Genomic DNA, 20413 nt, shown 5'->3' with positions numbered 1-20413 from the left:
TATAAATAGCTGCACGATGCAGCTTAAAGATTAAATATTTAAGGTGATGTATGAGTATAGACGTAATTATTCCTGATGATCTTTGGGAAGAAGATAATGAAGGTGTTATAACCAGTTGGTTGGTATCTGATGGTGCTACGGTAGAAGTGGGAACTTTAGTAGCTGAAGTGATGGTAGAAAAAATTCAATGTGAAGTTGAGTCGCCTGCTGCAGGAACCATAAAAATCACAAAAGAAGAAGATGATGTTGTCAATAAGGGTGATGTGATAGCCCATATTGAAGCTTAATTGTGTTTGTTTTGAGATTATGGACTGAATTATGAGTAACACTTCAAACGTAGTAAAGTTGCGAGGCGCTCGCGCCATGATTGCCGATAAAATGGCAAAGAGCTTACAGGAATCAGCGCAACTTACCCATCATGCTAGTTGTGATGTCTCTTCTCTTCTTGCAGAAAAGAACAAGTTGGCAGACACTGGAAACAAAGTATCAGTAGAGGATTTACTGATGCTTTCTGTAGTCGAGGTATTACAGCGACATGCTGATATTAATGGTACTGTCGTTGAGAAAGAAATCCACTTACCTGATGAAGTAGATTTATGTGTGGCAATAGCGCTTCCCGGAAATTTATTAGCAGCACCTGCAATTTTTGGTGCTAATAAAATGGATGTCTTTGAGCTTAGAGCGGCACGTCAGGATTTATCTGATCGAGCAAGAAATAATAAACTCAGTGTGACAGAGATGACAGGAGGTACTTTCACGATTAGTAATTTGGGTTTAACCCGTGTCGAGCATTTTACTCCTATTCTGAATACACCACAGATCGGTATTTTGGGCGTCGGGTGTATAACAGAAACAGCGGTGCGTGAAGGTGATAGTTTGGTTTGGAAACCCATTATGGGATTGTCGTTAACGTTTGATCACCGGGCGATAGACGGAGGTCCCGCGGCAAATTTCTTAACTGATTTATGTAATACGATAGAAGGCACAACTTAGTGATCAGACACAGAAATTCTCTGGTCGTATATAACACCATTGATGAGGCGCTTGCAGATGAACAGCAGCTATTAGAGGATATTGTTGCTGGCACAGATGAAAGCGCCTGTTTTATTTGGTCAGCCAACCAATGTCTTGTTGTGCCTTATAAGCTCACACATAATAAATATTTTGAGGAAGCTGTAAAGGCATCAGAATCCTTGGGTTGGCCAGTATATGTCCGCCAAACAGGAGGAGGAATAACTCCACAAGGGCCAGGTATACTCAATATTTCTTTGGGTTTGGCAAATACTACAGGCAGACCTTTCAGTATTGCTGAAAGTTACGGAATAATTTGTGATCCGATTATAGATGAGCTCGCATCACAAGACATCAAAGGTTATTGCTCATCTGTTCCGGGTGCATTTTGTGACGGCGACTATAATGTAGTTGTAGATGGGAGGAAATTGGTAGGAACAGCTCAAAGAAGATCCCGGGTAAAAGGTCAAAATGGTCAACAAGCCCTATTTGCTCACGCATTGCTAATCTACGAAGCTAATATAAAAGAAATAACAAAAGCAGTTAATCAACTAAATAGCCTATTGAAACTTGAGCAGCGTGTAGATAGCGATGCTCATTGCAACTTTGAAACATTAGACTTGAAAGTAAATCAGAATTCTACTGCCGAGAAACTGACGAGAAACTTAATAAAAAGATATAGAAAAATAAAAAATTTTAGTTAATTACGTAATACCGATGACTGTTTGATGGAATTTGACGAGTTTTGGTTATCAGAGTATTTTGTAAATGAATATTGGAGGAGGACCAATATGAAACATATCTACAATCCAAATAGTAGTGTAAATAAGCTAGCTATCGCATCATCGTGGCAACGCTGTAGAAATGATTATCAGCTTTCTCAATATACCCCGCGTCCGATTCAACGTCTTCAAGATACCGAACTAACTAGAAGACAAGATCAGTTAGTTGATTTTTTACTAGGCGATACCAAAGAAATACAGTGTTTGGCAGAGTTAATGCAGAAATCTCAAAAAGGTTTGTTTGTCGCTGGCACTGATAGCACATTATTGATGGGTTATCAGGAGCATGTAAGTACTGCATTTCTTAAGCCAGCTAGCATATCACCTGGTTTCTGTTGGAGTGAACCGGCAGCATCAACTAATGCGGTCTCACTTGCATTACAGGAAAAAAAGTCGATTACCGTTGAGGGTAAAAGTCACTACTATAAATCCTTTAGACAATTCAGTTGTACAGGAACCCCTCTTTTCGATTCACAAAATGAACTTATAGGTGCTTTGGCTATTGCGGGGCGTGATGATGATCAATCACAAAATTATATTTTTTATCAGTATATCTTGTCGTTAGCAGCAGCCAGAATTCAGGCTCGTCTATTCAAAAAACATTATTCTGATATAGATACTATGCACCTATCTTTTGCGGGCGTAGGTTCCAGTGCTGATGAATCTATCAATGCACTATGCGCAGTCAATGCAACAGGAGATATTGTCGGGCTTACTAATTACGCGGCTAAACTTCTTGGTTATAAGCAACATGAAGAGCTAATTAATCAAAAAGTAGAGGATGTATTTGGTCTTGATGTAGACAAGCTGGCATCTTTAGCAGGTACTAAAATTAATGTAGATATCGACCAAGGTTCTACGGTTATAGCTACTCCTTTTTTACCCAATTTGAATCGCAGTAAAGTAAAGGCTAGTAGTGTCAAAACGCCTAAGAAAAAACTTTTACGTGATATCGTTGGTAAAGACAAGAGTATGCTTGCAACGGTAGATCGAGCTAAAGAATTATACAAGCATGGCGTTCCATTGTTACTTCAAGGTGAAACTGGATGTGGTAAAAAAACCTTTGCCGAATTATTACATGATGAATCGTCATTCTTGAATGTTCCATTCGTCTCTATTGATTGTACGATTGTGGATGTAACTAAGGAGGGAGTTGATAAATTTTTATCTGAACTTGATAGCCTACGCAGCCTTAATCAAACAGCAAAACAAGAATTTGCTGGAACGATTTATTTAAAATCTATAGACAGCCTTCCGAATAATTTACAAATGTCAGTTGTCTCTCTTTTGAAAGAAATTGATGTCGCAGTACAAAATGATGATCTGGAGTCAGGAAATAAACTGCGGGTCATTTCTTCTATACATGACGAGCCAAATGAACTGGTAAAACAAGGAAAACTTAGTCTTGAATTACTCCATCATACGAATGGGGCTTCGATTGTTCTCAAACCTTTGAGAAAACGTAATGATTTGAAATTTTTAATTTCTCAAATTGCTATTGAGTTGGCAAAAGGTCCCGTAGATATTAGTGATGCAGCCTATTCGTTGTTGTTAGACCATCAGTGGCTGGGGAATTTCTGGGAATTACGTAATGTCATGCGTTATTCCTTACTTGGTGGAAACGGTAAGACTATTCATGAAGTAAATCTGCCTGAAAATCTTCGAACACAAGTAACAGAAAAAAACACTGAAAACCCTACGCCTATTAAAATATCCTCTAATTCTAACCTTGATGAGAATGACCCAAGACATTTACGTTCAACATTGAATAGTACAGACTGGAATGTGAGTAAAGCTGCTCGTCGATTAGGTATAAGCAGGGCAACTATGTATCGCAAAATGAAAACATATCAGTTGAGTCGGACTAACTAGATATTTCCATATGAGGCTATTCTGTTTAATCTAGTACTTTCATTATGTCTCATCCTTAGGTAATACGTTTCAAGAGTGTCTCATCCTGTATATTATGAGACACAATTGTCTCCTCTCTATGATCTTTAAAAGAGATCTACTATTACCCCAGTCTCGCGTTTGCCAAACTGTATTTCTACGAGCAAAAAGATACCTCCCAATGTATCCAGTTCACAGCTGTGAATCTTTCTCATAGAAAATATAGTTTTAAAAAAACAGAGGAGAATATAATGAGTAATAATATTATTTGGACAGTAGACGGCAAGATTAAAGACGGACAAAAAGAAGCGTTTGATGCTGTTATGAAAGATCTGATAGATGCTTCACGTCAAGAACAAGGTACCATGAACTATGAATGGACTATTGCAGAAGATCAGACTTCATTTCATGTTCATGAGCGTTATCGAGATGTTGAATCTGCGATGATTCATTTAGGCAGTTTTGGGAAGCTTGCAGAGCGCTTTTTAGAAGCCTCTGAAATTACCCGTTTTGTCGTTTACAGTAACATAACTGATGATTTACAAGAGGCAATTACAGGTCTTAACCCAGAGTATATGAAGCCATTCGGCGGTTTTACGATTTAAACCTAATTAAAAAAAGTGCCTATAAGTAGGGGGGTGACCTTTTTGTTATCCCTCTATTAATATCCAGTCGCATCCTACACAAAAACTAACTATGAATCTTAACGCTAATGTTCAAGGAATAGGGGAATCTGTGATTTTAATTCATGGATTATTTGGTTCTTTGAGCAATTTGAATATGCTCACTAAGTCTCTATCTGAATATTTTACTGTGCATAGGTTAGATGTACGTAATCACGGTGAATCACCTCATTTACACGCTATGGACTACCCGACTATGGCAAATGACATACTGAGTTATATGGATAGTCAGGGTATTGTCTCGACTAACCTGATTGGGCATTCCATGGGCGGTAAAATAGCCATGCAACTAGCGATGAACCATTCGCAGCGTATAAATAGTTTAGTGGTCGTTGATATAGCGCCAGTCACCTATAAAAATCGGCATGACGATATAATTAAGGCTTTATCTTCTATTAATCTAGAAAAAATAAAAACAATTAAAGATGCAGATGATTTGTTGTCATCTGATATTCCAGAGAAAAATATTAGATCATTTCTATTACAAAATTTAGTTAAAAGATCTGCTGGTTTTAAGTGGCGAATTAACTTAAAAGCAATTGAATCTGAATATCCAAACATTGTTTTAGCGCCAACCGGAAGTACATTTGATGGGCCAACTCTTTTTTTGAAAGGTAATGAATCGGATTATATTCAAGCAAAACATAAAAATGCCATCGATGCATTTTTTCCTAATTGTCATTTAAAAATAATAGAAGATACAAGTCATTGGCTTCATGCTGAAAAGCCCGGTTTATTTAAACGTATAGTTATGAATTTTTTATTAGAGAATAGGTAGCAATTACCTACATAAACTAAGTACAGAAACTAATTGATTCAGAAAAATTAGTAAAAAAATCATAGCAGTAATTAAAATATCTCTTTCCTTTAACGTTTATTCATCCAAATAACTTTCAAAGAAAAACAGTCTTTTTTATTTTATGAGCCTGGTTTTCTACTGAGAGCAAAACGACCCTTTGTCTCAATTTTAAATAACATGTGTCAATAGTGTTTCTTTGTCACAAATATGAAACACAATTCCTCCTCTTTATATTTTGTCTAAGAGATCTTCTGTTACTCAAAAGCTACGTTTGCCAAACTCAATCAGAGGTTAGTTTTGCTTGATACATAAGCAGTAGACAAAACCTTTTAGAGTGTATTACCCCAAAGCAAAACAACAACTTATCTCTCTTCACTCGGAGGTATCTGTGAATAATTATATTAAAAAGGAATTTAGAGGAGCAAACGAATGAAACGTGTTTCACTCGGCGATGATGCCGATAACAAAACAACAGACGAGCAACAAGATGTTCAATTAAGCAGGCGTAAATTCTTATCTTCTGCCGGAGCTGCTGTAGTTAGTGTCAGTTTACTTGGTGGTGGCATATTAGCTTCTGCAGACGCATGGGCTAAAGGAGCATTGGATAAACATGCAAGTTCAACGCTTTTGCTGATGGCGAGAGATCTTTTCCCTAACGATGATCTGGAAGATATTCATTACGCGAAAATCATCTTACCTATGGGCGAAAAAGCCACTGAAGATTCATCGCTTAAAAAACAGCTTAATGATGGAGCTTCTGAGTTAGATAAACGTTCAATGAAGCATTTTGGTAAAAAATATATAGAGGTTAAAAAAGAAAAAGATCGAGTTGTTGTACTTGAAGAAATCGAGTCTACGGAGTTTTTTGGCACACTAAGAAATGCAGTAATGATGGGAATCTATAACAACGAAGAACTGTGGCCAAGATTCGGATATGGAGGGTCATCCTGGGAAAAGGGTGGATACCTCCACAGAGGTTTTGATGAGATTGACTGGCTTAAAGGGTAGGAGAATAAAATGAATACAAAATTTGACCTTAATGATGATAGCTTGGTAGTAATAGTTGGATCAGGAGCTGGAGGAGGAACATTATCTGAAGAGCTAGGAAAGAAAGGCATTCGTTGTGTAGTGCTAGAAGCAGGAAAACGTTTTACTAGTGAAGATATAGAAAACGACGAATGGAAGATGTTTGGAAAAATCACCTGGTTAGACAAAAGGGTAACAGCTGGCCCAACAGCTTTAACGAAGAACTTCCCTAACTTACCTACCTGGTTAGTAAAAGGTGTCGGCGGTTCCACTATGCATTGGGCAGGCGTAGCTTTACGTTTCCAGGAGCATGAATTCAAAATGCGTACCACCAATGGTGATATAGCCGGTGCTAATGTATTGGATTGGCCAATATCTTTAGAGGAACTTGCTCCTTATTACGAAAGAGCAGAGAGTAAATTGGGTGTAACTGGAACTAAAGCCTCTGGACTTCCATATCATAAGCCCAGTGCTCACTATAAAGTTATAGCAGAAGGTGCCAAACGTATAGGGGCGCATTGTCACCCAGCTCCATTAGCAATTAACACTAAGCCTCGAGATGGTCGTGCTGCGTGTCAAGTAACTGGATTCTGTATGCAGGGTTGTCGTTTCGGAGCAAAGTGGTCAAGTATGGATGCGGCAATTCCTAAAGCAGAAGCTACAGGTAATATCGAAGTCCGACCTAATTCTATGGTGTTACGTATCGAGCACAATAAAGAAGGTAAGGTGACAGGGGTTCTATACGCTGATAAAGATGGAAATCAGCATTTTCAAAAAGCACGGATAGTTGCTGTTGCTGGAAATTCTATCGAGTCTCCAAGACTTTTACTCAATTCAGCATCCAGCTTATTTCCAGACGGTCTTGCAAATTCTTCCGGACAAGTCGGAAAAAACTACATGACACATACGAGTACAGCCGTTTATGGAGAAATGCCAGGGCCTGTCAATATGCATAAAAGTACGGTTGTTCCAGGACTAGTATCAGAGTGGGCCGACAATGATCCAACACGTGGGCATGTGGCTGGTTATGAGTTAGAAATATTGCATATCGGTCTGCCATTTATGTCTGCTTTTCTTAAGCCTGGTGGTTGGGGACGTGAGATGGCTAATTCATTAGCAAACTTTAGAAATATGGCAGGTTTCTGGATCTGTGGTGAAGATATGCCAATGGAATCAAATGGCGTAACGCTTCATCCAACAGAAAAAGATCAGAATGGTTTGCCTATCCCCGTGGTTTACAAAGGTAATCATGATAATGATACGGCAATGATAAAACATTCAAATGTTAAGTCGACTGCTTTGCTTGAGGCTGTGGGTGCAACTAAAGTGAATATTATGGGTAGATACCCTGCCAGTCATAATATGGGTACCAATAGAATGAGTGCGAAAGCTCAGGATGGCGTGGTAAATAAATGGGGACAAACTCATGATGTGAAAAATCTATTTGTTTCTGACGGTAGTCAATTCACAACCAGTGGTGCAGAGAATCCTACCTTGACCATAGCCGCGTTAGCAATTCGTCAGGCTGAGTATATTGCTCAGGAGATGAATGCCAAGAATATCTAACGAGTAACCTCCTTCCAACAATGTATTTGTAGTTAATTTCTACGTGATGTTAGTGATGCATATGTTGTTAAAGAAGGGTTTTAGATTAAGACATTAGAGCAAGACCTTTATAGAAGGTTAAGTAATTCTGAAAGTCATAGAAATCAAATAGTTTGAGGAGTAAATAATGAGTAAAAAATTAAGTGAAATAATGAGTAAGTGTGTCGGCGTTTTTTTATTAGCTTTTGGCATGAATACGGTAACTTTAGCAGAACTACCAGGTATGCGTGGTACACAGCATATCGGGATCACCGTGCCAAATGTGGACAAGGCTACGGAATTCTTTGTGGATGTAATGGGTTGTAAATCGTTCTTCTCATTTGGTCCTTTTGGTCCATTTGATGATGATTGGATGACCAAGAACCTAAACGTCAATCCTCGTGCAGTAATCGACACTATTACAATGGTGCGTTGCGCCAACGGTCCTGCATTCGAGATTTTCAAGTACTCGTCGCCTGATCAAAACCAGAAACCGCCTAAGAACAGTGATATCGGCGGTTTTCACGTTGGCTTTTATGTCGATGATATGGAAAAAGCGGTTAAGTATTTACGAGACAATGATGTAAAAGTCTTGGAAAATCCGCATCCACTGACCGGTACTCCTCTTGAAGGAGAGGAATGGGTTTACTTTTTGTCACCTTGGGGAATGCAGATGGAGCTTGTCAGTTTTCCTGAAGGTATCGCTCATGAAAAGAAAACTGGTGAAGCTTTATGGGATCCTCGATCCAAATAACAATAAAGTCTTGTCGAAACTAATCCGGTGGAGTACGTCCACCGGGTTTCATTTTATAGGGTGTAAAGGTGATAAAAGTCAGTCCATATAAGAACAATCGAAATAAAATTTTCTCAGGGTTAATTACTTTTGTAGTTTTTGTCATGAGTAGCATTCCTACAATAGCTTTCGCACATTTTAGCTATTCAGACCCGCGAATTGTTCATGTAGCACAGCAAACTAATGATTCATCGGTTGTCCTGATTCGTATGCCAGCACCACTTGTACTTCTTCCAGATGATTGGAAAGTCGGAGAGGAATCAACGACTCCTCCATACAGTTTAGAATCGGAAGGTAAAACGATTCTAGACTTATCTACTGTGACAAAAAGCGATGCAATATTACGAAAGCAACTAAACCACGCTGTAGAATTATGGGTTGGAAACAAGCGTGCAGATACAAACGTTGAGGGCTTTCGTTTCTGGAACGATGACGAGCGACCGCAATTTGGTACTTTGAAATCAGCGCTCAAAACATTCGAATTACCCATAGATCAAGCCCAAATAACAAGTGCTTCTTATTTCGATCTCACCCTCGATGTGATGATTTCTGTACCCGTTAATGGGTTAAATAAAGAGTTGCACATAAGATCAAATCTTGGACATAACTTTCCGGTGATGGATAAACTCGGTACAGTTGTGAAACTTCATCGTAATAATAATACAGAAACAAAAGCAGTTTTAGGCGTTGTAGATGTGACTTTTCCAAGCACTCAGACTAAATGGGAAATGCTTTATGAGTCAGCACTGATTGGTGCGGAACATATATATAGAGGCTTAGATCACTTAGCGATGATTATATTGATCGCTATCGTCGCATCAACATGGCGCAAAGCACTTGTCTTGGCATCTGCTTTTACTCTGGGTCACATGATAACCTTGGTAGCAGGGCTTTATGGTTTCGCGCCTTCCGTTTCCTGGTTTATTCCATTGGTAGAATTATCCATAGCTTTATCTATTGTGGTAGCGGGACTCTTTATAATCTTTCGTCGTCAAAGTATTCTAAGCTGGAGAGGATTGTTGATTATAGGAATGATTCATGGCTTTGGTTTTGCAGCTTCTGCCTCTGAAGTATTATTTGCGGGGCAAGTTGATGTAATGGCTTTAGCTGCTTTTGCTATCGGTCTGGAGCTTTGTCAATTTGCAATCTATGCAATAGCTTTACCACTAATCATGTTACTTGATTATTCATTGGTAAAGTTCCGCACAAACTGGCGCCAGATCTGTGCATTAAGCATAGTCGTATTGGCTAGCAGTAGTGTTCTAACGCGACTAATTTTAGTCTCTAATGCCTTCAGTTAAATAAAGGAAAAAACCTTATCACTTATTCATAAAAAAGCCCTATAAGTAGGGGGGTGTCGTACTCTTCTATAATTTGTTAAAAAGTCTGATTTTGATTAAGTAGTAAAACATCGCATCGTTCGCTTTTAATAACGAACGATAGTACGGCTTTCTAGGCTTTTTCTTGGGCTTAGAACTTTCTCCGGGATTTCCATATCAAGCGCACTGTGTCCGAGGTATGGAAGTCCTTTATTATCAAATACATTGAAAATAGCGACTTCCTCAGGTGTCATGTGTGATTGATAAAACCATTCATGATTTGAGTTAGCCGCAACACCCAAAATCTCTCTAACCTCATCGGGGTAAATTAAATCGATATTCATCCAGTCTTCTGCTTCAATTGAACTAGGACGAATAAACCCCAGTGGTGATGAGCGTATGATGTCTTCGATAGGCCGCCAAACGTTAACAAATCCGTAGTGACCTTCGCTAAACTGACTGGCTTTCTGTTTGCCTAGGATATCAATAAGTCGTTCTTCAGCGCCCATCTTACTGTAGTCATTATGTACGTTTCGAGCGGGTGTGCGAGGTGAATCTGGATCATCTATACGAATTGTATGATCAAAAACAATCACGTCTTTAGCACCAATTTTATCTATAAGAAGATTTCTTATTTCAGCATTATAGGTGTCTTCCCAGTCTGTTGAATGAATGAAATCTTTTATTTTGGTCGCACTTTTTTCGAAAGTGATGCCATCTACATCGAAATTTACTGTAGATGAATTGTCTCTTAAATCCTCGGCCTGAATAGATGTTTTGACAAGTTCAGGAGGGATAATATTTCCAGTAATTCCATCAACATCAAACTGAAAGCATTGACGTTCAGCCGATTGAATATGATAGTTCACTGTTGCGGGGTGTCGCATTGTTTTACTCCAAAATTGGGTGAGAAAAATCTATTTCGTTAATAATAGGTAATATATAACAACCCAATATGCTTATAAATCACGTGTTAATGACTACAGAATTCGGTTTCTGAATATAATTTTCAAGGTTAAGCACAAACAATCAATGCTTGAGTTTTTGGTTTTAACTCACTATCAGATAGCCTATTGATAGTGAGTCAAATTTTTAGCCATTGATATGTAATTATAAAATCAATTCACGTCCTGGATATTAACCAGCATTTCTGGCCAGATTCGCTGATTCTCCATGTCAAACTGTGCACCTTGATCGTCAGCCCATTTGAAGCGTTTTAAAGCCGGAGTTTGGCTAGTTGCCTGATATAACCAGTAAGCTTCTGCTTTAAGCGCATCTTCAATCGGCAGATCGATAGATTCATAAACAGCTTGTTTTGTTGCATTGATAGAGGCAGAAGGCCATAACGCGATACGTTTTGCTAATGCATCTACAAAAGGGCCAATTTCATCAGCATCAAGTGCGCGGTTTATTGTGCCTACTCTTTCTGCTTCATCAGCATCAAAGTCATTTGCGCCTAATACTATTTCGAGTGCACGGCCAAGACCTACCTGACGTGCCATACGAGCTGATCCACCACCACATGGTAAAATACCCATGCCTACTTCCATTTGCATAAATTTAGCTTTGCCACGAGCCGCAAATCGCATATCACAAGCAAGCATAAATTCGTGACCACCACCTCGGGCAAATCCTTCTACTTTTGCAATAGTTGCCTGGGGTAATTTACTGATTCGATCTAACACGACTTGTAGGTCTAATAGTTTCACCTCATCACGCGATACTGCTTTACCCGACATATCTTTGAGGAAATTTGTATCCGCATGAGCAACAAATATTTCTGGGTGAGCAGACTGAAAAACAACTACTTTTACTGTGCTGTCAACTTCGAGTTTTTGTGCAAGGTTGTTCAAATCAGAAATCATGGGTAAACCCTGAACATTAACAGTTCCGTAATCAAAAGTGACTGTTGCTACGCCATTATTAACATCGATCTTAAACGTTTCAAAATTTGTATATTCCATTGTATTTTTCTCATAGTTTGGTTTAGTGAAGCAGATTTTCTGCGTGTATTTTTCTAATGTTTCTAACACTCGTTAGATGAGTTTTAAGTTTCTAACGAGTGAGTGATTTGAAGTATATTGAATTGAAAAAATATCAAAATGACCAAAATAAACAATCATAATTCGGCTTTTCTATATAATTAGGAGTTGTATAGTTAATGCGAGTGCTAGTTAGGTGATTCGTCTTGTACTGATTTTTATCTTGCAAAGGTATTAAATAATAGCGTTATAATGTTTATTTTCATGTTTTCGGAGATAATGGTATGGATACAAAAGGCGTTAAGCTGTTTACGATAGCCGCTGAAATGCTCAATATCAGCGCTGCCGGTCGCCAACTTGGTTTAGCTCCTGCTGTTGCTAGTGCAAGACTTGCGAAATTGGAAAACCAGCTCGGTGCGGATTTGTTTCATCGTTCAACCAGAAAGGTTTCTTTGTCTTTAGAAGGGATGGAGTTTTTACCTTTTGCTAAAGAAATATTAGCGCAGGAAGATGCAGCTCGTGCTGCACTGGGCCATAGCAGCAAAGAAATTTCAGGTACATTGCGCTTCGCCGCCTCCAGTACATTTAGTCAGCTTTATATTGCCCCGATCCTGCCGGAATTTTTAGAGCGTTACCCAGGCATTAATTTACAACTAAAATTATCCGACACCACAATGAATCTAATCGAAGGGGGGTTCGATCTAGCGTTACGTAACAGTGCTATTGAAGAAAGTGGGCTTAGAGCTAGAAAACTGGCCAGTGATAAGCGAGTTCTGTGTGCTTCCCCAGACTATTTGAATCGCTATGGGACTCCACAAAACCCAGATGATTTAAGTGAACACCAATTGCTAACATTTATGGACGGTGCAACATTGAAGTTGGTGGCAAAGGATAAACCAGACGCAAAATTCCCACCGCAAGGAACCATTAATAGAGTTATTTGCGATGACGGAGCCAGCACTAGAATTGCAACGCTCTCAGGCGTCGGTATTTCAATGAGTTCTTATTGGAGTATCTATAAAGAAATTAATGAAGGAACTCTGGTGAGAGTGTTACCAGATTATGAGATTGATGATCAATCGGCAATCTGGTTGGTTTATCCGAAATCTAATGTTCTAACTGCAAAAGTGAGAGTGTTTATTGATTTTCTTCTTGAAAAAATAGGTGATCCGCCTATTTGGGAAAACCAAGATACTGAGTCGTAGGTCAAAACACTAAATACTTTCTTGTACTCTGAGTTTTGTACGTTTGGTAATTTAACCCATGATTTTCTATTATTCTATTATATAGAAAAGCTAAATACTGAATTCTATTTCGTCTAGTTTTTATTTTTTTTAAAGTGATTAATATGTCTTCCACTTAACCAACGACGTGGATTTTTATATCTAACCAATTATCCATGTTTTAAGTGTTAAAACTCATAATAACTTAAGGAAATACCCATGAATTCAATGAAAGTAATGTCTCTAAACGAATACGGCGAAAACGCTGAATTTCAATTAACTGAAGTCTCTAAGCCTGCTGTAAAATCAGGTCATTTGGTGATTAAAGTAGCTGCAACCAGTGTGAATACTGTCGATACCATGATCCGTAACATGGGTGAAGATTTACCGTTATCGCCAGCATTACCAGCCATTTTAGGCATGGATTTCGCTGGTACTGTCGAAGCGGTAGGCGATGATGTTAAGGGTTTCGCAGTGGGTGATGAAGTTTATGGTTGTGCTGGCGGACTTGCAGATTTACAAGGTTCGCTCGCAGAATACATGCTTGCTGATGCTAAATTAGTGGCACATAAACCAAAATCTATTTCGATGCGTGAAGCAGCTGCAATACCGCTAGTGGGCATTACCGCTTACGAAGGATTAACCAGAGCCGGAACTGCACAAGGTCAAAAAGTACTTGTCCATGGTGGTGCTGGTGGGGTTGGTCATATCGCTGTGCAGTTGGCAAATTACTTTGGCGGAGATGTTTACTCTACAGGTGGTGATGACACGCAACTCGCTGTAATCGAAAAGCTTGGCGCTACAAAAATTAACTTCATGAACGAAACTGTTGCAGACTATGTTGAAAAACACACTGATGGTTCTGGTTTCGATGTTGTTTTTGACTCAGTAGGTGGCGCAAACTTAACCAACTCTTTTGAAGCTGCTGTATTAAACGGCAATGTTGCTACAACCGTTTCGATGTTAGAACTTGATTTAAATCCTATGCACTTTAAAGGATTATCTCTACACGTAGTATTTATGCTTATCCCGATGTTGTACGACCATAAGCGCGAACTACACGGTGAGATTTTAACCAAGCTTGCAGAAATTGTTGATGCGGGTAAATTGACTCCAATCGTTGATGAGCAGCAATTCACAATGGAGCAAGTAGGTAATGCTTATGCCCGTCTAGCAAGCGGTAAGGCAATTGGTAAAGTTGTCGTAGAAATCTAATAAAGAAAAATGATAGACGTATTCGGGCAGCTATTTTTAACTAGCTGCCCGTTATAACTACTTTACAAAATTATTAAGGAGAAAGAGCATGCAAGGTGAACATCACGAGATAGAAGTTGAATTTCCTGAGTTTAGACAGCGCATAAAAGAATTATCTGCTACAGATGCAGATTTTGCTGCCAACGTTAAACGCCATAACGAACTCGATAACGAGATTAGAAAGTTCGAAGAATTAGGTCAGCCGATTGCAGATGAAGCTTTAGAGAAAATGAAGCATGAACGCTCGTTTCTTAAAGATGGGATTTATCGTCAAATTCGATCAACCTAGAGTTCGTTGATGAAAATACACAAGGATAAAAATCCCTAAATACACCAGGGTGTCGATACTTAGATTATTTAGCCACCCCCCACCTTTGGGGCACTTTTTTACATATTGTTTACATACACATATAAAAATAAATAAATCAAAACTGTCCCTGTGAAGCATAAATTCTATTTTCGTTTTCACTATACTAAAACGTAATTTCATTCAAAGAAGAGAGGCTTTTAAAAATTAAAGCGACTTAGACGCTTTAATAGATGTTCGTCTTTTAGTCTCTATAGACTTTTTACCACCGCTCATGTCGATTATAAACAAACTAACTCCCTTTCTTGGTGGGTTAAGAAAACTCAACTGCCACTGATACAGCTCATTTCATGTTTAAATATTTGTTATAAGGTAATAGGGTTAACCCTATACTTGGTTAACAGCTATTTTTGTTGGCGGTCTTACTATAAAATCTGCACTCGATAATTGTTAGTTAGATGCTTTTAAGTCTAAGTTATTAATTAACAATATATTTTCTCTATCTGGCGGCACGCAATAAAAATGACGAATAAAATAATAGCAACACACAATGGCAATTTTCATGCAGATGATGTTTTTAGTGTTGCGGCATTAAAAAGTATTTTTCCTCCCTTCACACTGATTCGCACCCGTAATTTAGATAAAATCGCCAAGGCAGATATCGTAATTGATGTCGGTGGCGAATACGATGCAGATGCTGGTCGTTTTGACCACCATCAACGGGGTGGCGCTGGCGAACGCGAGAACGGTATTCCTTATTCTTCATTTGGTTTAATCTGGCAAAAATATGGCGTAGAGATTTGTGGCGGTAGTAAAGATATCGCACATGCAGTTGATACAGGCCTTGTATCAACCATTGATGCTATCGATTGTGGGCATGTCACTGGTGTTTCTGAAGGTGTTAGTCTGAGCCAAACGATTTCAATGTTTAACCCAACGTGGCAAGAAGATGCACACTTTGATGATTGTTTTGACGAAGCGGTTGAGTTTGCATCACACGTGTTAAGCCGTTTTATTGCATCCGCAAACGGTGGCATTAGTGCCAGAGAAATCGTGGCTAAAGCGATTGAAAATGCCGAAGACCCACGGGTTATCGTGCTAGAAAAATATACCCCATGGAAAAGAACGGTTCACGATTTATCTGAACGAGCCTTGTATATGATTTACCCTTCGCAGACAGGCCAGTGGAGAATACAAACCGTGCCAGTTGAGCCAGGATCATTCGAAGATAGAAAGCCGTTGCCTTCAACGTGGGCGGGTTTATCCGATGGCGAGCTTCAACAAGTAACGGGTATAAAGGATGCGATGTTCTGTCACAATGGTCTGTTTATCGCAGGTGCGGAATCATTTGAAAGCACAATGAGAATGGCGACAATTGCGCTGAGTGATTAATACGCGCTATTGTCAAAAAAATCGCTAATCAGAGAACAATTTAAGGAACAACGGTTTGATAAATACAATTAGAAACTTACCATGGATAGTGTTGATCATCGGCTCATTAACGCTCGGTCTAGCTCCATTTACACCGCAACCTCATCTGTTTGAAAAAATCCAGATGCTGGTGAATGGACAGTTATCCAATGGTGTTGATATTTTTGATCTTTTTCTACACGGCATGTTTCCATTATTGTTAATTGCGAAAGCATTATTTACGTTTATATTCGTTGATAAAAGTAGTGATAAAAGCAGTGATAAAAAACAGTAAAGATAATTAAATAATATCTGGGTTAGGGCTAATTTCTGTAAAGACAGCTCTTAAGTAAAAACTACTCTCAAGCAAAAACAGGGAATAATAAAACATGAAAACTGCGCTCATCATTATCGCAATATTGGTCATTTTAGGACTTGCCTCTTTCTTCGTGCTTGGGAAAATGTCGCAAAAAGGAATAGCGCCTGGTTTAGTGGATGGCAAGCTATCAAAGTGTTCTGAAAAGCCTAACTGTGTGAGTAGTGAATATCAGGATGATGCAGAGCATTTCATTCAACCTATCATCCAGCAGGATATAGATACGATTAAAACAATGTCCACAATAGTGTCCACCATTCAAAGTATGGACGGCATCGTATATATCGAAAAAAATAATTACATTGCTGCAATTTTTTCTTCATCGTTATTTGGTTTTGTGGATGATTTTGAAGTCAGAATCGACCCTGATCAAGGAGCGATACATTTTCGCTCGGCATCAAGAGTTGGCTACAGCGATGCTGGTGTGAATAAAAAGAGAGTTGAAACGTTTAAGGAATTATATAAACAGGCGTTGTAAATATTAGTCTTATAGGCTGGCGGAGATAGGTCTTATAAGCTATGAGGATGCGTCGAGAACATATTTTAACTTGGTCACGACTTTTCGCGAATGCATCCTAATTCACTGGTACAACGTAATTTAAGAGAACTCTCAATACAGTTTTCATTGCACTTTTATTGCATTTTCATTACAACTTTCAAGAAAAATACCTATGACTTATAAAAGCACTATTTTCCATAACCCTATCGCCTTCACACTTTTAACACTCAGTACAGTAGTTCTGAGTGTGACAAATTCAGCTGAAGCTCTGCCCAAAACGGACTTTCCAGAGTCATTGGTGGTATCTGATGCTGCTAAAAGTGTCATTCAATCGGCCTGGTATGATGAGGCGACCACGCGCTATGCACACGGCGTATTGGGAGATGCAATAGAAGCGGCAGCGCTTCATGCCAAAACAGTAGATGGTAAGACGTTTTCAATCTCTCTAGAAACTGCGCAAGTTTTTGAAGATATAAATCCACGCTTAGCGGATATCGATGGTGATGGACGCAACGAAATCATAACCATTCGCAGTCACAAACAAAAAGGTGCGCAAATAGCGGTTTATGGTATTCGTGAAGCGTCATCAAACACGCTTTCAGTTATTGCCAGCACGCCTTATATTGGGCAATCTCATCGTTGGTTGGCACCAGTTGGAATCGCTGACTTTGATAATGATGGTGCTATGGATATCGCTTATATAGATCGTCCACATTTAGCCAGAATTTTGCGAGTCTGGAGTTATCGTAATGGAAGTCTGAAACAAACCGCGCAAAAATCAGGCTTAACCAATCACAAGATAGGTAATGCTTATATTACGGGTGGCGTACAACGCTGTGGAAATCAATCATCAATGATTACCGTCGATTCAAGTTGGGAGAGAATCATCAAAACCACACTTAAAAATGGCGAATTAACAAGTGAAGACATTGGACCTTACACCGGAAGAGCAAGCGCTACTGCTGCACTGACTTGTCGTTAATTAGAAAAAGGTAGATTGGTGCTAGGTTAATTGGAGATCGGTTAACTAAAGGCTAAAGAGTAAAACTCCAATATCAGGAGTTTTACTCTTTTAAGATATTTAAAAAAAAGTGCCCCAAAGTAGGGGGGTGCCATACAGGTTAGTTTATTGCGTAGCTTTATCGCCCCAGATGGATTTCAGGCGTTTATCTCGACCACAACTGTATCTGTAGTATTTATATTTCACTGGGCTTTTCTTGTAGTAATCCTGATGGTAACTTTCTTTACCTTTGATCGGCCAGAACGTTGAAGCGTTTAAAATCGGTGTAACAATTTTCTGTGATGCAAACTGAGCCTGAATATTCTTTTTAGACTCTTCGGCTATTTTCTTTTCAGCCTCGTTAGCGACAAAAATAGCGCTGAGGTATTCAGATCCTTTGTCACAAAACTGTCCTCGAGCATCGAATGGATCGATATTCACCCAGTAGTAATCTAAAATTTCTTTGTAACTCACAATCTTAGGGTCATACGTGATTTCGACCACTTCGTAATGACCTGCATGATCGCCATTATAAGTTGGGTTCTGTGATGTGCCGCCGCTAAAACCAGAAACAACATCAGTCACGCCTTTTAATTTTTCAAAGTCTGATTCCATACACCAGAAACAGCCACCAGCCAATACGGTTTTATCGGCAAAGGCGCTGGAGGTACCAAAGATAGAAAGAGCTAGAGTAGCCGCTAAAGTCGTAGACAGTGCAAGTCGAGGTATTAAAGCACCCAGTGTTTTCTTCATAGTGTAAACCTATAGATTAGTTATGAACTGTATACGCTATGTTAATAAATATAGATGCATGCAGTGGCTAAATTCGACAACAGACGCTTAGAATAAGTTTCTCACAAATCATATACGTAATAGTTAACTAAGCGTCTGTTAGGCTAATCTCAAAGGCACCCCCCTACTTACAGGCATTTTTTTATGGCAGGTTTAAATTAATAAAGCGTGATTTCACTGTCTATACCCGTTGTTATTTCTTCAGGGAGTACTTTCCTTCACAAAGGTCATATTGCAAGAGGCATTATTGCATAACAGGGAAGCCCATTTTTTCGACCATTTTTAACCACGTTTTTCTCCATCCACCTTTTTGATCTACAGTGTCTAAAGCGTACATTGTCACTTTTGCTCCGATCCATCGGAAAGGTTCAGGCGGGATGTAACTTGGTAGAGTATTTGCGAAGGTTAGTTTACTCGCCTTGGTTTCTTTGCCGTCCAGGATATCTAAGCCAACTTTGGCGCCAAATCGTGTTGCTGTTACCCCAAAGCCCGAATAACCTCCTGCGTATATCATGTCGCCATTATGGTATCGCTGATAATGGACTGCCATTCTTGTGGTTAAGGCTATAGGACCACTCCATGCGTGCGAGATTTGTACCGTCTCTAAGGATGGGAATGTCTTGTGGAAATTTTCCACAAGCATAATGAACGGGTCTATCGAGTTATCTAGTTTCTGGTCTGTATTATTGTTAAAGAAGTAATTTAATCTGCCACCGAATAGCACTCGATTATCGGCAGTTAAGCGCATGTAATTAAGTTGTGTGCGGGTATCATAAATACCTTGTCTATTCTCCCAGCCGATAGATTTCATCTGTTCTGCGGAGAGGGGTTCAGTCATAACGATGCGATCACGAATGGCAGAAACACGTTTGTGTATCTTTTTATTGCATGATTTAAACGCATTGGTCGCCAAAAGTACTTTGGGTGCTGTGACTGTTCCATTTGGAGTCGTAACAACGATACCTTCCTGCGTTTTTGTGTTGCTTTGCATTGGGGTATTTTCGAATATCTTTACGCCTAAATTGAGCGCTGTGCGTTTAAGCCCCCATGCTAATTTTGCAGGATGTACTGTCCCAGATCGTTTTTTAGACCAGAGTCCACCATGGAATAATGGCGAATGAATTTCTTTTTGAATTTCATCTTTATTTAATAGGTGTGCGTCATGTCCGTACTTTTTGTAAAGCTGATATTCTGACTCGATATCAGGTATTCCTTGTTCGCCTACAGCAACGGTTAATTCTCCGCCCCATTCCAGATCGCAATCGATCTTATAACGTTCGATAGCATCTTTGAACCCATCCAGATTTTCTTTGCCTAGTTCTTCTAAAACGTCCATATCATTAGGAAAAAGGCGTTGGGCATTTTCCATTCCGTGCATGACAGATGTCGATAAAATGGCTGCAGGTCTGCCCGATGCACCTATGGCTATAGAGTCTGCTTCAATAATCACGACATTTCTATCAGGTTGTGCCTCTTTAGCGTGAATAGCAGCCCACAGGCCTGTAAAACCTGCGCCCACTATTAATAGGTCTGTTCTGAGTTCTTCGGTCAAAGCTGGTAACTCAGGAGGTTTTCCCTCAGCATCAAGCCAGAATGATCCAAATTTGGCAGTGGAAAGTGCTTGGCGTGCTTTCTGTTGGCTGTTCATGGTGAAACTCCGCGTATATGTACTTCTTGTTTATT

At 39.3% G+C, this 20413-nt stretch carries 22 protein-coding genes; 17 read left to right on the top strand and 5 right to left on the bottom strand.

The window, feature by feature from the left end:
• Window positions 1–50: 50 nt before the first annotated feature.
• The 9 genes from EV695_RS18915 (at window position 51) to EV695_RS18875 (ending at window position 8529) form a co-directional block, all read left to right on the top strand.
• On the top strand, window positions 51–287 hold the full coding sequence (locus EV695_RS18915; RefSeq protein ID WP_131907568.1) for a biotin/lipoyl-containing protein: 237 nt from the start codon (window positions 51–53) through the stop codon (window positions 285–287).
• A gap of 31 nt (window positions 288–318) precedes the next feature.
• Window positions 319–993: a 2-oxo acid dehydrogenase subunit E2 gene (locus tag EV695_RS18910; protein ID WP_131907567.1), complete on the top strand. Its 675-nt coding sequence runs from the start codon at window positions 319–321 to the stop codon at window positions 991–993.
• On the top strand, window positions 993–1715 hold the full coding sequence (locus EV695_RS18905; RefSeq protein WP_131907566.1) for a lipoate--protein ligase family protein: 723 nt from the start codon (window positions 993–995) through the stop codon (window positions 1713–1715). The genes EV695_RS18910 and EV695_RS18905 overlap by 1 nt, the downstream gene beginning before the upstream one ends.
• Before the next feature lie 87 nt (window positions 1716–1802).
• Complete coding sequence (locus tag EV695_RS18900) at window positions 1803–3665, top strand: sigma-54-dependent Fis family transcriptional regulator (protein ID WP_165874759.1); 1863 nt, start codon at window positions 1803–1805, stop codon at window positions 3663–3665.
• Window positions 3666–3934: 269 nt separating this feature from the next.
• Entirely contained in the window at window positions 3935–4288 is a 354-nt protein-coding gene (locus tag EV695_RS18895; RefSeq protein ID WP_131907564.1) for a putative quinol monooxygenase, read from the top strand.
• A gap of 91 nt (window positions 4289–4379) precedes the next feature.
• On the top strand, window positions 4380–5144 hold the full coding sequence (locus EV695_RS18890; protein ID WP_131907563.1) for an alpha/beta fold hydrolase: 765 nt from the start codon (window positions 4380–4382) through the stop codon (window positions 5142–5144).
• A gap of 450 nt (window positions 5145–5594) precedes the next feature.
• A complete protein-coding gene (locus EV695_RS18885) occupies window positions 5595–6173 on the top strand; it encodes a hypothetical protein (protein ID WP_207907156.1) in 579 nt (192 codons plus the stop codon).
• 9 nt (window positions 6174–6182) lie between these two features.
• On the top strand, window positions 6183–7757 hold the full coding sequence (locus tag EV695_RS18880) for a GMC family oxidoreductase (RefSeq protein ID WP_131907562.1): 1575 nt from the start codon (window positions 6183–6185) through the stop codon (window positions 7755–7757).
• Window positions 7758–7947: 190 nt separating this feature from the next.
• Complete coding sequence (locus EV695_RS18875; RefSeq protein WP_131907561.1) at window positions 7948–8529, top strand: VOC family protein; 582 nt, start codon at window positions 7948–7950, stop codon at window positions 8527–8529.
• Window positions 8530–8548: 19 nt separating this feature from the next.
• Here EV695_RS18875 and EV695_RS20525 read toward each other — a convergent pair whose 3' ends face one another.
• Complete coding sequence (locus EV695_RS20525) at window positions 8549–8674, bottom strand: hypothetical protein (protein ID WP_279388069.1); 126 nt, start codon at window positions 8672–8674, stop codon at window positions 8549–8551.
• On the opposite strand from EV695_RS20525, the gene EV695_RS18870 reads away from it, so the two are divergent.
• Window positions 8673–9869: a HupE/UreJ family protein gene (locus EV695_RS18870; RefSeq protein WP_131907560.1), complete on the top strand. Its 1197-nt coding sequence runs from the start codon at window positions 8673–8675 to the stop codon at window positions 9867–9869. The genes EV695_RS20525 and EV695_RS18870 overlap by 2 nt on opposite strands.
• A 125-nt stretch (window positions 9870–9994) precedes the next feature.
• Here the strand turns inward: EV695_RS18870 and EV695_RS18865 are convergent, their stop codons facing one another.
• Complete coding sequence (locus tag EV695_RS18865) at window positions 9995–10774, bottom strand: CmcJ/NvfI family oxidoreductase (protein ID WP_131907559.1); 780 nt, start codon at window positions 10772–10774, stop codon at window positions 9995–9997.
• A 231-nt stretch (window positions 10775–11005) separates the two neighbouring features.
• Entirely contained in the window at window positions 11006–11851 is an 846-nt protein-coding gene (locus EV695_RS18860) for an enoyl-CoA hydratase/isomerase family protein (RefSeq protein ID WP_131907558.1), read from the bottom strand.
• A gap of 302 nt (window positions 11852–12153) precedes the next feature.
• Here EV695_RS18860 and EV695_RS18855 point away from each other — a divergent pair, with 302 nt between their 5' ends.
• The 7 genes from EV695_RS18855 to EV695_RS18825 all read left to right on the top strand — a co-directional run bounded on the left by EV695_RS18855 (window position 12154) and on the right by EV695_RS18825 (window position 17920).
• Window positions 12154–13074, top strand: a complete 921-nt coding sequence (locus EV695_RS18855; RefSeq protein ID WP_131907557.1) for a LysR family transcriptional regulator — start codon at window positions 12154–12156, stop codon at window positions 13072–13074.
• Between the two features lie 237 nt (window positions 13075–13311).
• Window positions 13312–14307, top strand: coding sequence for a zinc-dependent alcohol dehydrogenase family protein (locus EV695_RS18850; RefSeq protein WP_243651726.1), 996 nt, complete (start codon window positions 13312–13314; stop codon window positions 14305–14307).
• Between the two features lie 88 nt (window positions 14308–14395).
• Window positions 14396–14635: an HP1242/YdcH family protein gene (locus tag EV695_RS18845; protein WP_131907556.1), complete on the top strand. Its 240-nt coding sequence runs from the start codon at window positions 14396–14398 to the stop codon at window positions 14633–14635.
• A 540-nt stretch (window positions 14636–15175) separates the two neighbouring features.
• Window positions 15176–16045: an MYG1 family protein gene (locus tag EV695_RS18840; protein ID WP_131907555.1), complete on the top strand. Its 870-nt coding sequence runs from the start codon at window positions 15176–15178 to the stop codon at window positions 16043–16045.
• A 55-nt stretch (window positions 16046–16100) separates the two neighbouring features.
• Window positions 16101–16358 (top strand): RND transporter, encoded by a 258-nt coding sequence (locus EV695_RS18835; RefSeq protein WP_207907155.1) that lies wholly within the window; start codon window positions 16101–16103, stop codon window positions 16356–16358.
• Between the two features lie 94 nt (window positions 16359–16452).
• A complete protein-coding gene (locus EV695_RS18830) occupies window positions 16453–16917 on the top strand; it encodes a DUF1499 domain-containing protein (protein ID WP_131907554.1) in 465 nt (154 codons plus the stop codon).
• A gap of 193 nt (window positions 16918–17110) precedes the next feature.
• Window positions 17111–17920, top strand: coding sequence for an FG-GAP repeat domain-containing protein (locus tag EV695_RS18825; protein ID WP_131907553.1), 810 nt, complete (start codon window positions 17111–17113; stop codon window positions 17918–17920).
• A 144-nt stretch (window positions 17921–18064) separates the two neighbouring features.
• On the opposite strand, the gene msrA is transcribed toward EV695_RS18825, so the two are convergent.
• Both msrA and EV695_RS18815 read right to left on the bottom strand, forming a co-directional pair.
• Window positions 18065–18691 (bottom strand): peptide-methionine (S)-S-oxide reductase MsrA, encoded by a 627-nt coding sequence (msrA, locus tag EV695_RS18820; protein ID WP_131907552.1) that lies wholly within the window; start codon window positions 18689–18691, stop codon window positions 18065–18067.
• Window positions 18692–18974: 283 nt separating this feature from the next.
• On the bottom strand, window positions 18975–20378 hold the full coding sequence (locus tag EV695_RS18815) for an NAD(P)/FAD-dependent oxidoreductase (RefSeq protein WP_131907551.1): 1404 nt from the start codon (window positions 20376–20378) through the stop codon (window positions 18975–18977).
• Window positions 20379–20413 lie beyond the last annotated feature (35 nt).

The sequence above is a fragment of the Cocleimonas flava genome (assembly GCF_004339015.1).
Taxonomy (GTDB): domain Bacteria; phylum Pseudomonadota; class Gammaproteobacteria; order Thiotrichales; family Thiotrichaceae; genus Cocleimonas; species Cocleimonas flava.
Note: the sequence above shows the minus strand (reverse complement) of the source record. Positions and strands in the feature narration are given on the sequence as shown.

Excerpts from the sequence above, each read along its gene's own strand:
- EV695_RS18915 (WP_131907568.1), top strand. The coding sequence starts at position 51 with ATGAGTATAGACGTAATTATTCCTGATGATCTTTGGGAAGAAGATAAT.
- EV695_RS18910 (WP_131907567.1), top strand. The coding sequence starts at position 319 with ATGAGTAACACTTCAAACGTAGTAAAGTTGCGAGGCGCTCGCGCCATG.
- EV695_RS18900 (WP_165874759.1), top strand. The coding sequence starts at position 1,803 with ATGAAACATATCTACAATCCAAATAGTAGTGTAAATAAGCTAGCTATC.
- EV695_RS18895 (WP_131907564.1), top strand. The coding sequence starts at position 3,935 with ATGAGTAATAATATTATTTGGACAGTAGACGGCAAGATTAAAGACGGA.
- EV695_RS18890 (WP_131907563.1), top strand. The coding sequence starts at position 4,380 with ATGAATCTTAACGCTAATGTTCAAGGAATAGGGGAATCTGTGATTTTA.
- EV695_RS18885 (WP_207907156.1), top strand. The coding sequence starts at position 5,595 with ATGAAACGTGTTTCACTCGGCGATGATGCCGATAACAAAACAACAGAC.
- EV695_RS18880 (WP_131907562.1), top strand. The coding sequence starts at position 6,183 with ATGAATACAAAATTTGACCTTAATGATGATAGCTTGGTAGTAATAGTT.
- EV695_RS18875 (WP_131907561.1), top strand. The coding sequence starts at position 7,948 with ATGAGTAAGTGTGTCGGCGTTTTTTTATTAGCTTTTGGCATGAATACG.
- EV695_RS18870 (WP_131907560.1), top strand. The coding sequence starts at position 8,673 with ATGAGTAGCATTCCTACAATAGCTTTCGCACATTTTAGCTATTCAGAC.
- EV695_RS20525 (WP_279388069.1), bottom strand. The coding sequence starts at position 8,674 with ATGACAAAAACTACAAAAGTAATTAACCCTGAGAAAATTTTATTTCGA.
- EV695_RS18865 (WP_131907559.1), bottom strand. The coding sequence starts at position 10,774 with ATGCGACACCCCGCAACAGTGAACTATCATATTCAATCGGCTGAACGT.
- EV695_RS18860 (WP_131907558.1), bottom strand. The coding sequence starts at position 11,851 with ATGGAATATACAAATTTTGAAACGTTTAAGATCGATGTTAATAATGGC.
- EV695_RS18855 (WP_131907557.1), top strand. The coding sequence starts at position 12,154 with ATGGATACAAAAGGCGTTAAGCTGTTTACGATAGCCGCTGAAATGCTC.
- EV695_RS18850 (WP_243651726.1), top strand. The coding sequence starts at position 13,312 with ATGAATTCAATGAAAGTAATGTCTCTAAACGAATACGGCGAAAACGCT.
- EV695_RS18845 (WP_131907556.1), top strand. The coding sequence starts at position 14,396 with ATGCAAGGTGAACATCACGAGATAGAAGTTGAATTTCCTGAGTTTAGA.
- EV695_RS18840 (WP_131907555.1), top strand. The coding sequence starts at position 15,176 with ATGACGAATAAAATAATAGCAACACACAATGGCAATTTTCATGCAGAT.
- EV695_RS18830 (WP_131907554.1), top strand. The coding sequence starts at position 16,453 with ATGAAAACTGCGCTCATCATTATCGCAATATTGGTCATTTTAGGACTT.
- EV695_RS18825 (WP_131907553.1), top strand. The coding sequence starts at position 17,111 with ATGACTTATAAAAGCACTATTTTCCATAACCCTATCGCCTTCACACTT.
- msrA (WP_131907552.1), bottom strand. The coding sequence starts at position 18,691 with ATGAAGAAAACACTGGGTGCTTTAATACCTCGACTTGCACTGTCTACG.
- EV695_RS18815 (WP_131907551.1), bottom strand. The coding sequence starts at position 20,378 with ATGAACAGCCAACAGAAAGCACGCCAAGCACTTTCCACTGCCAAATTT.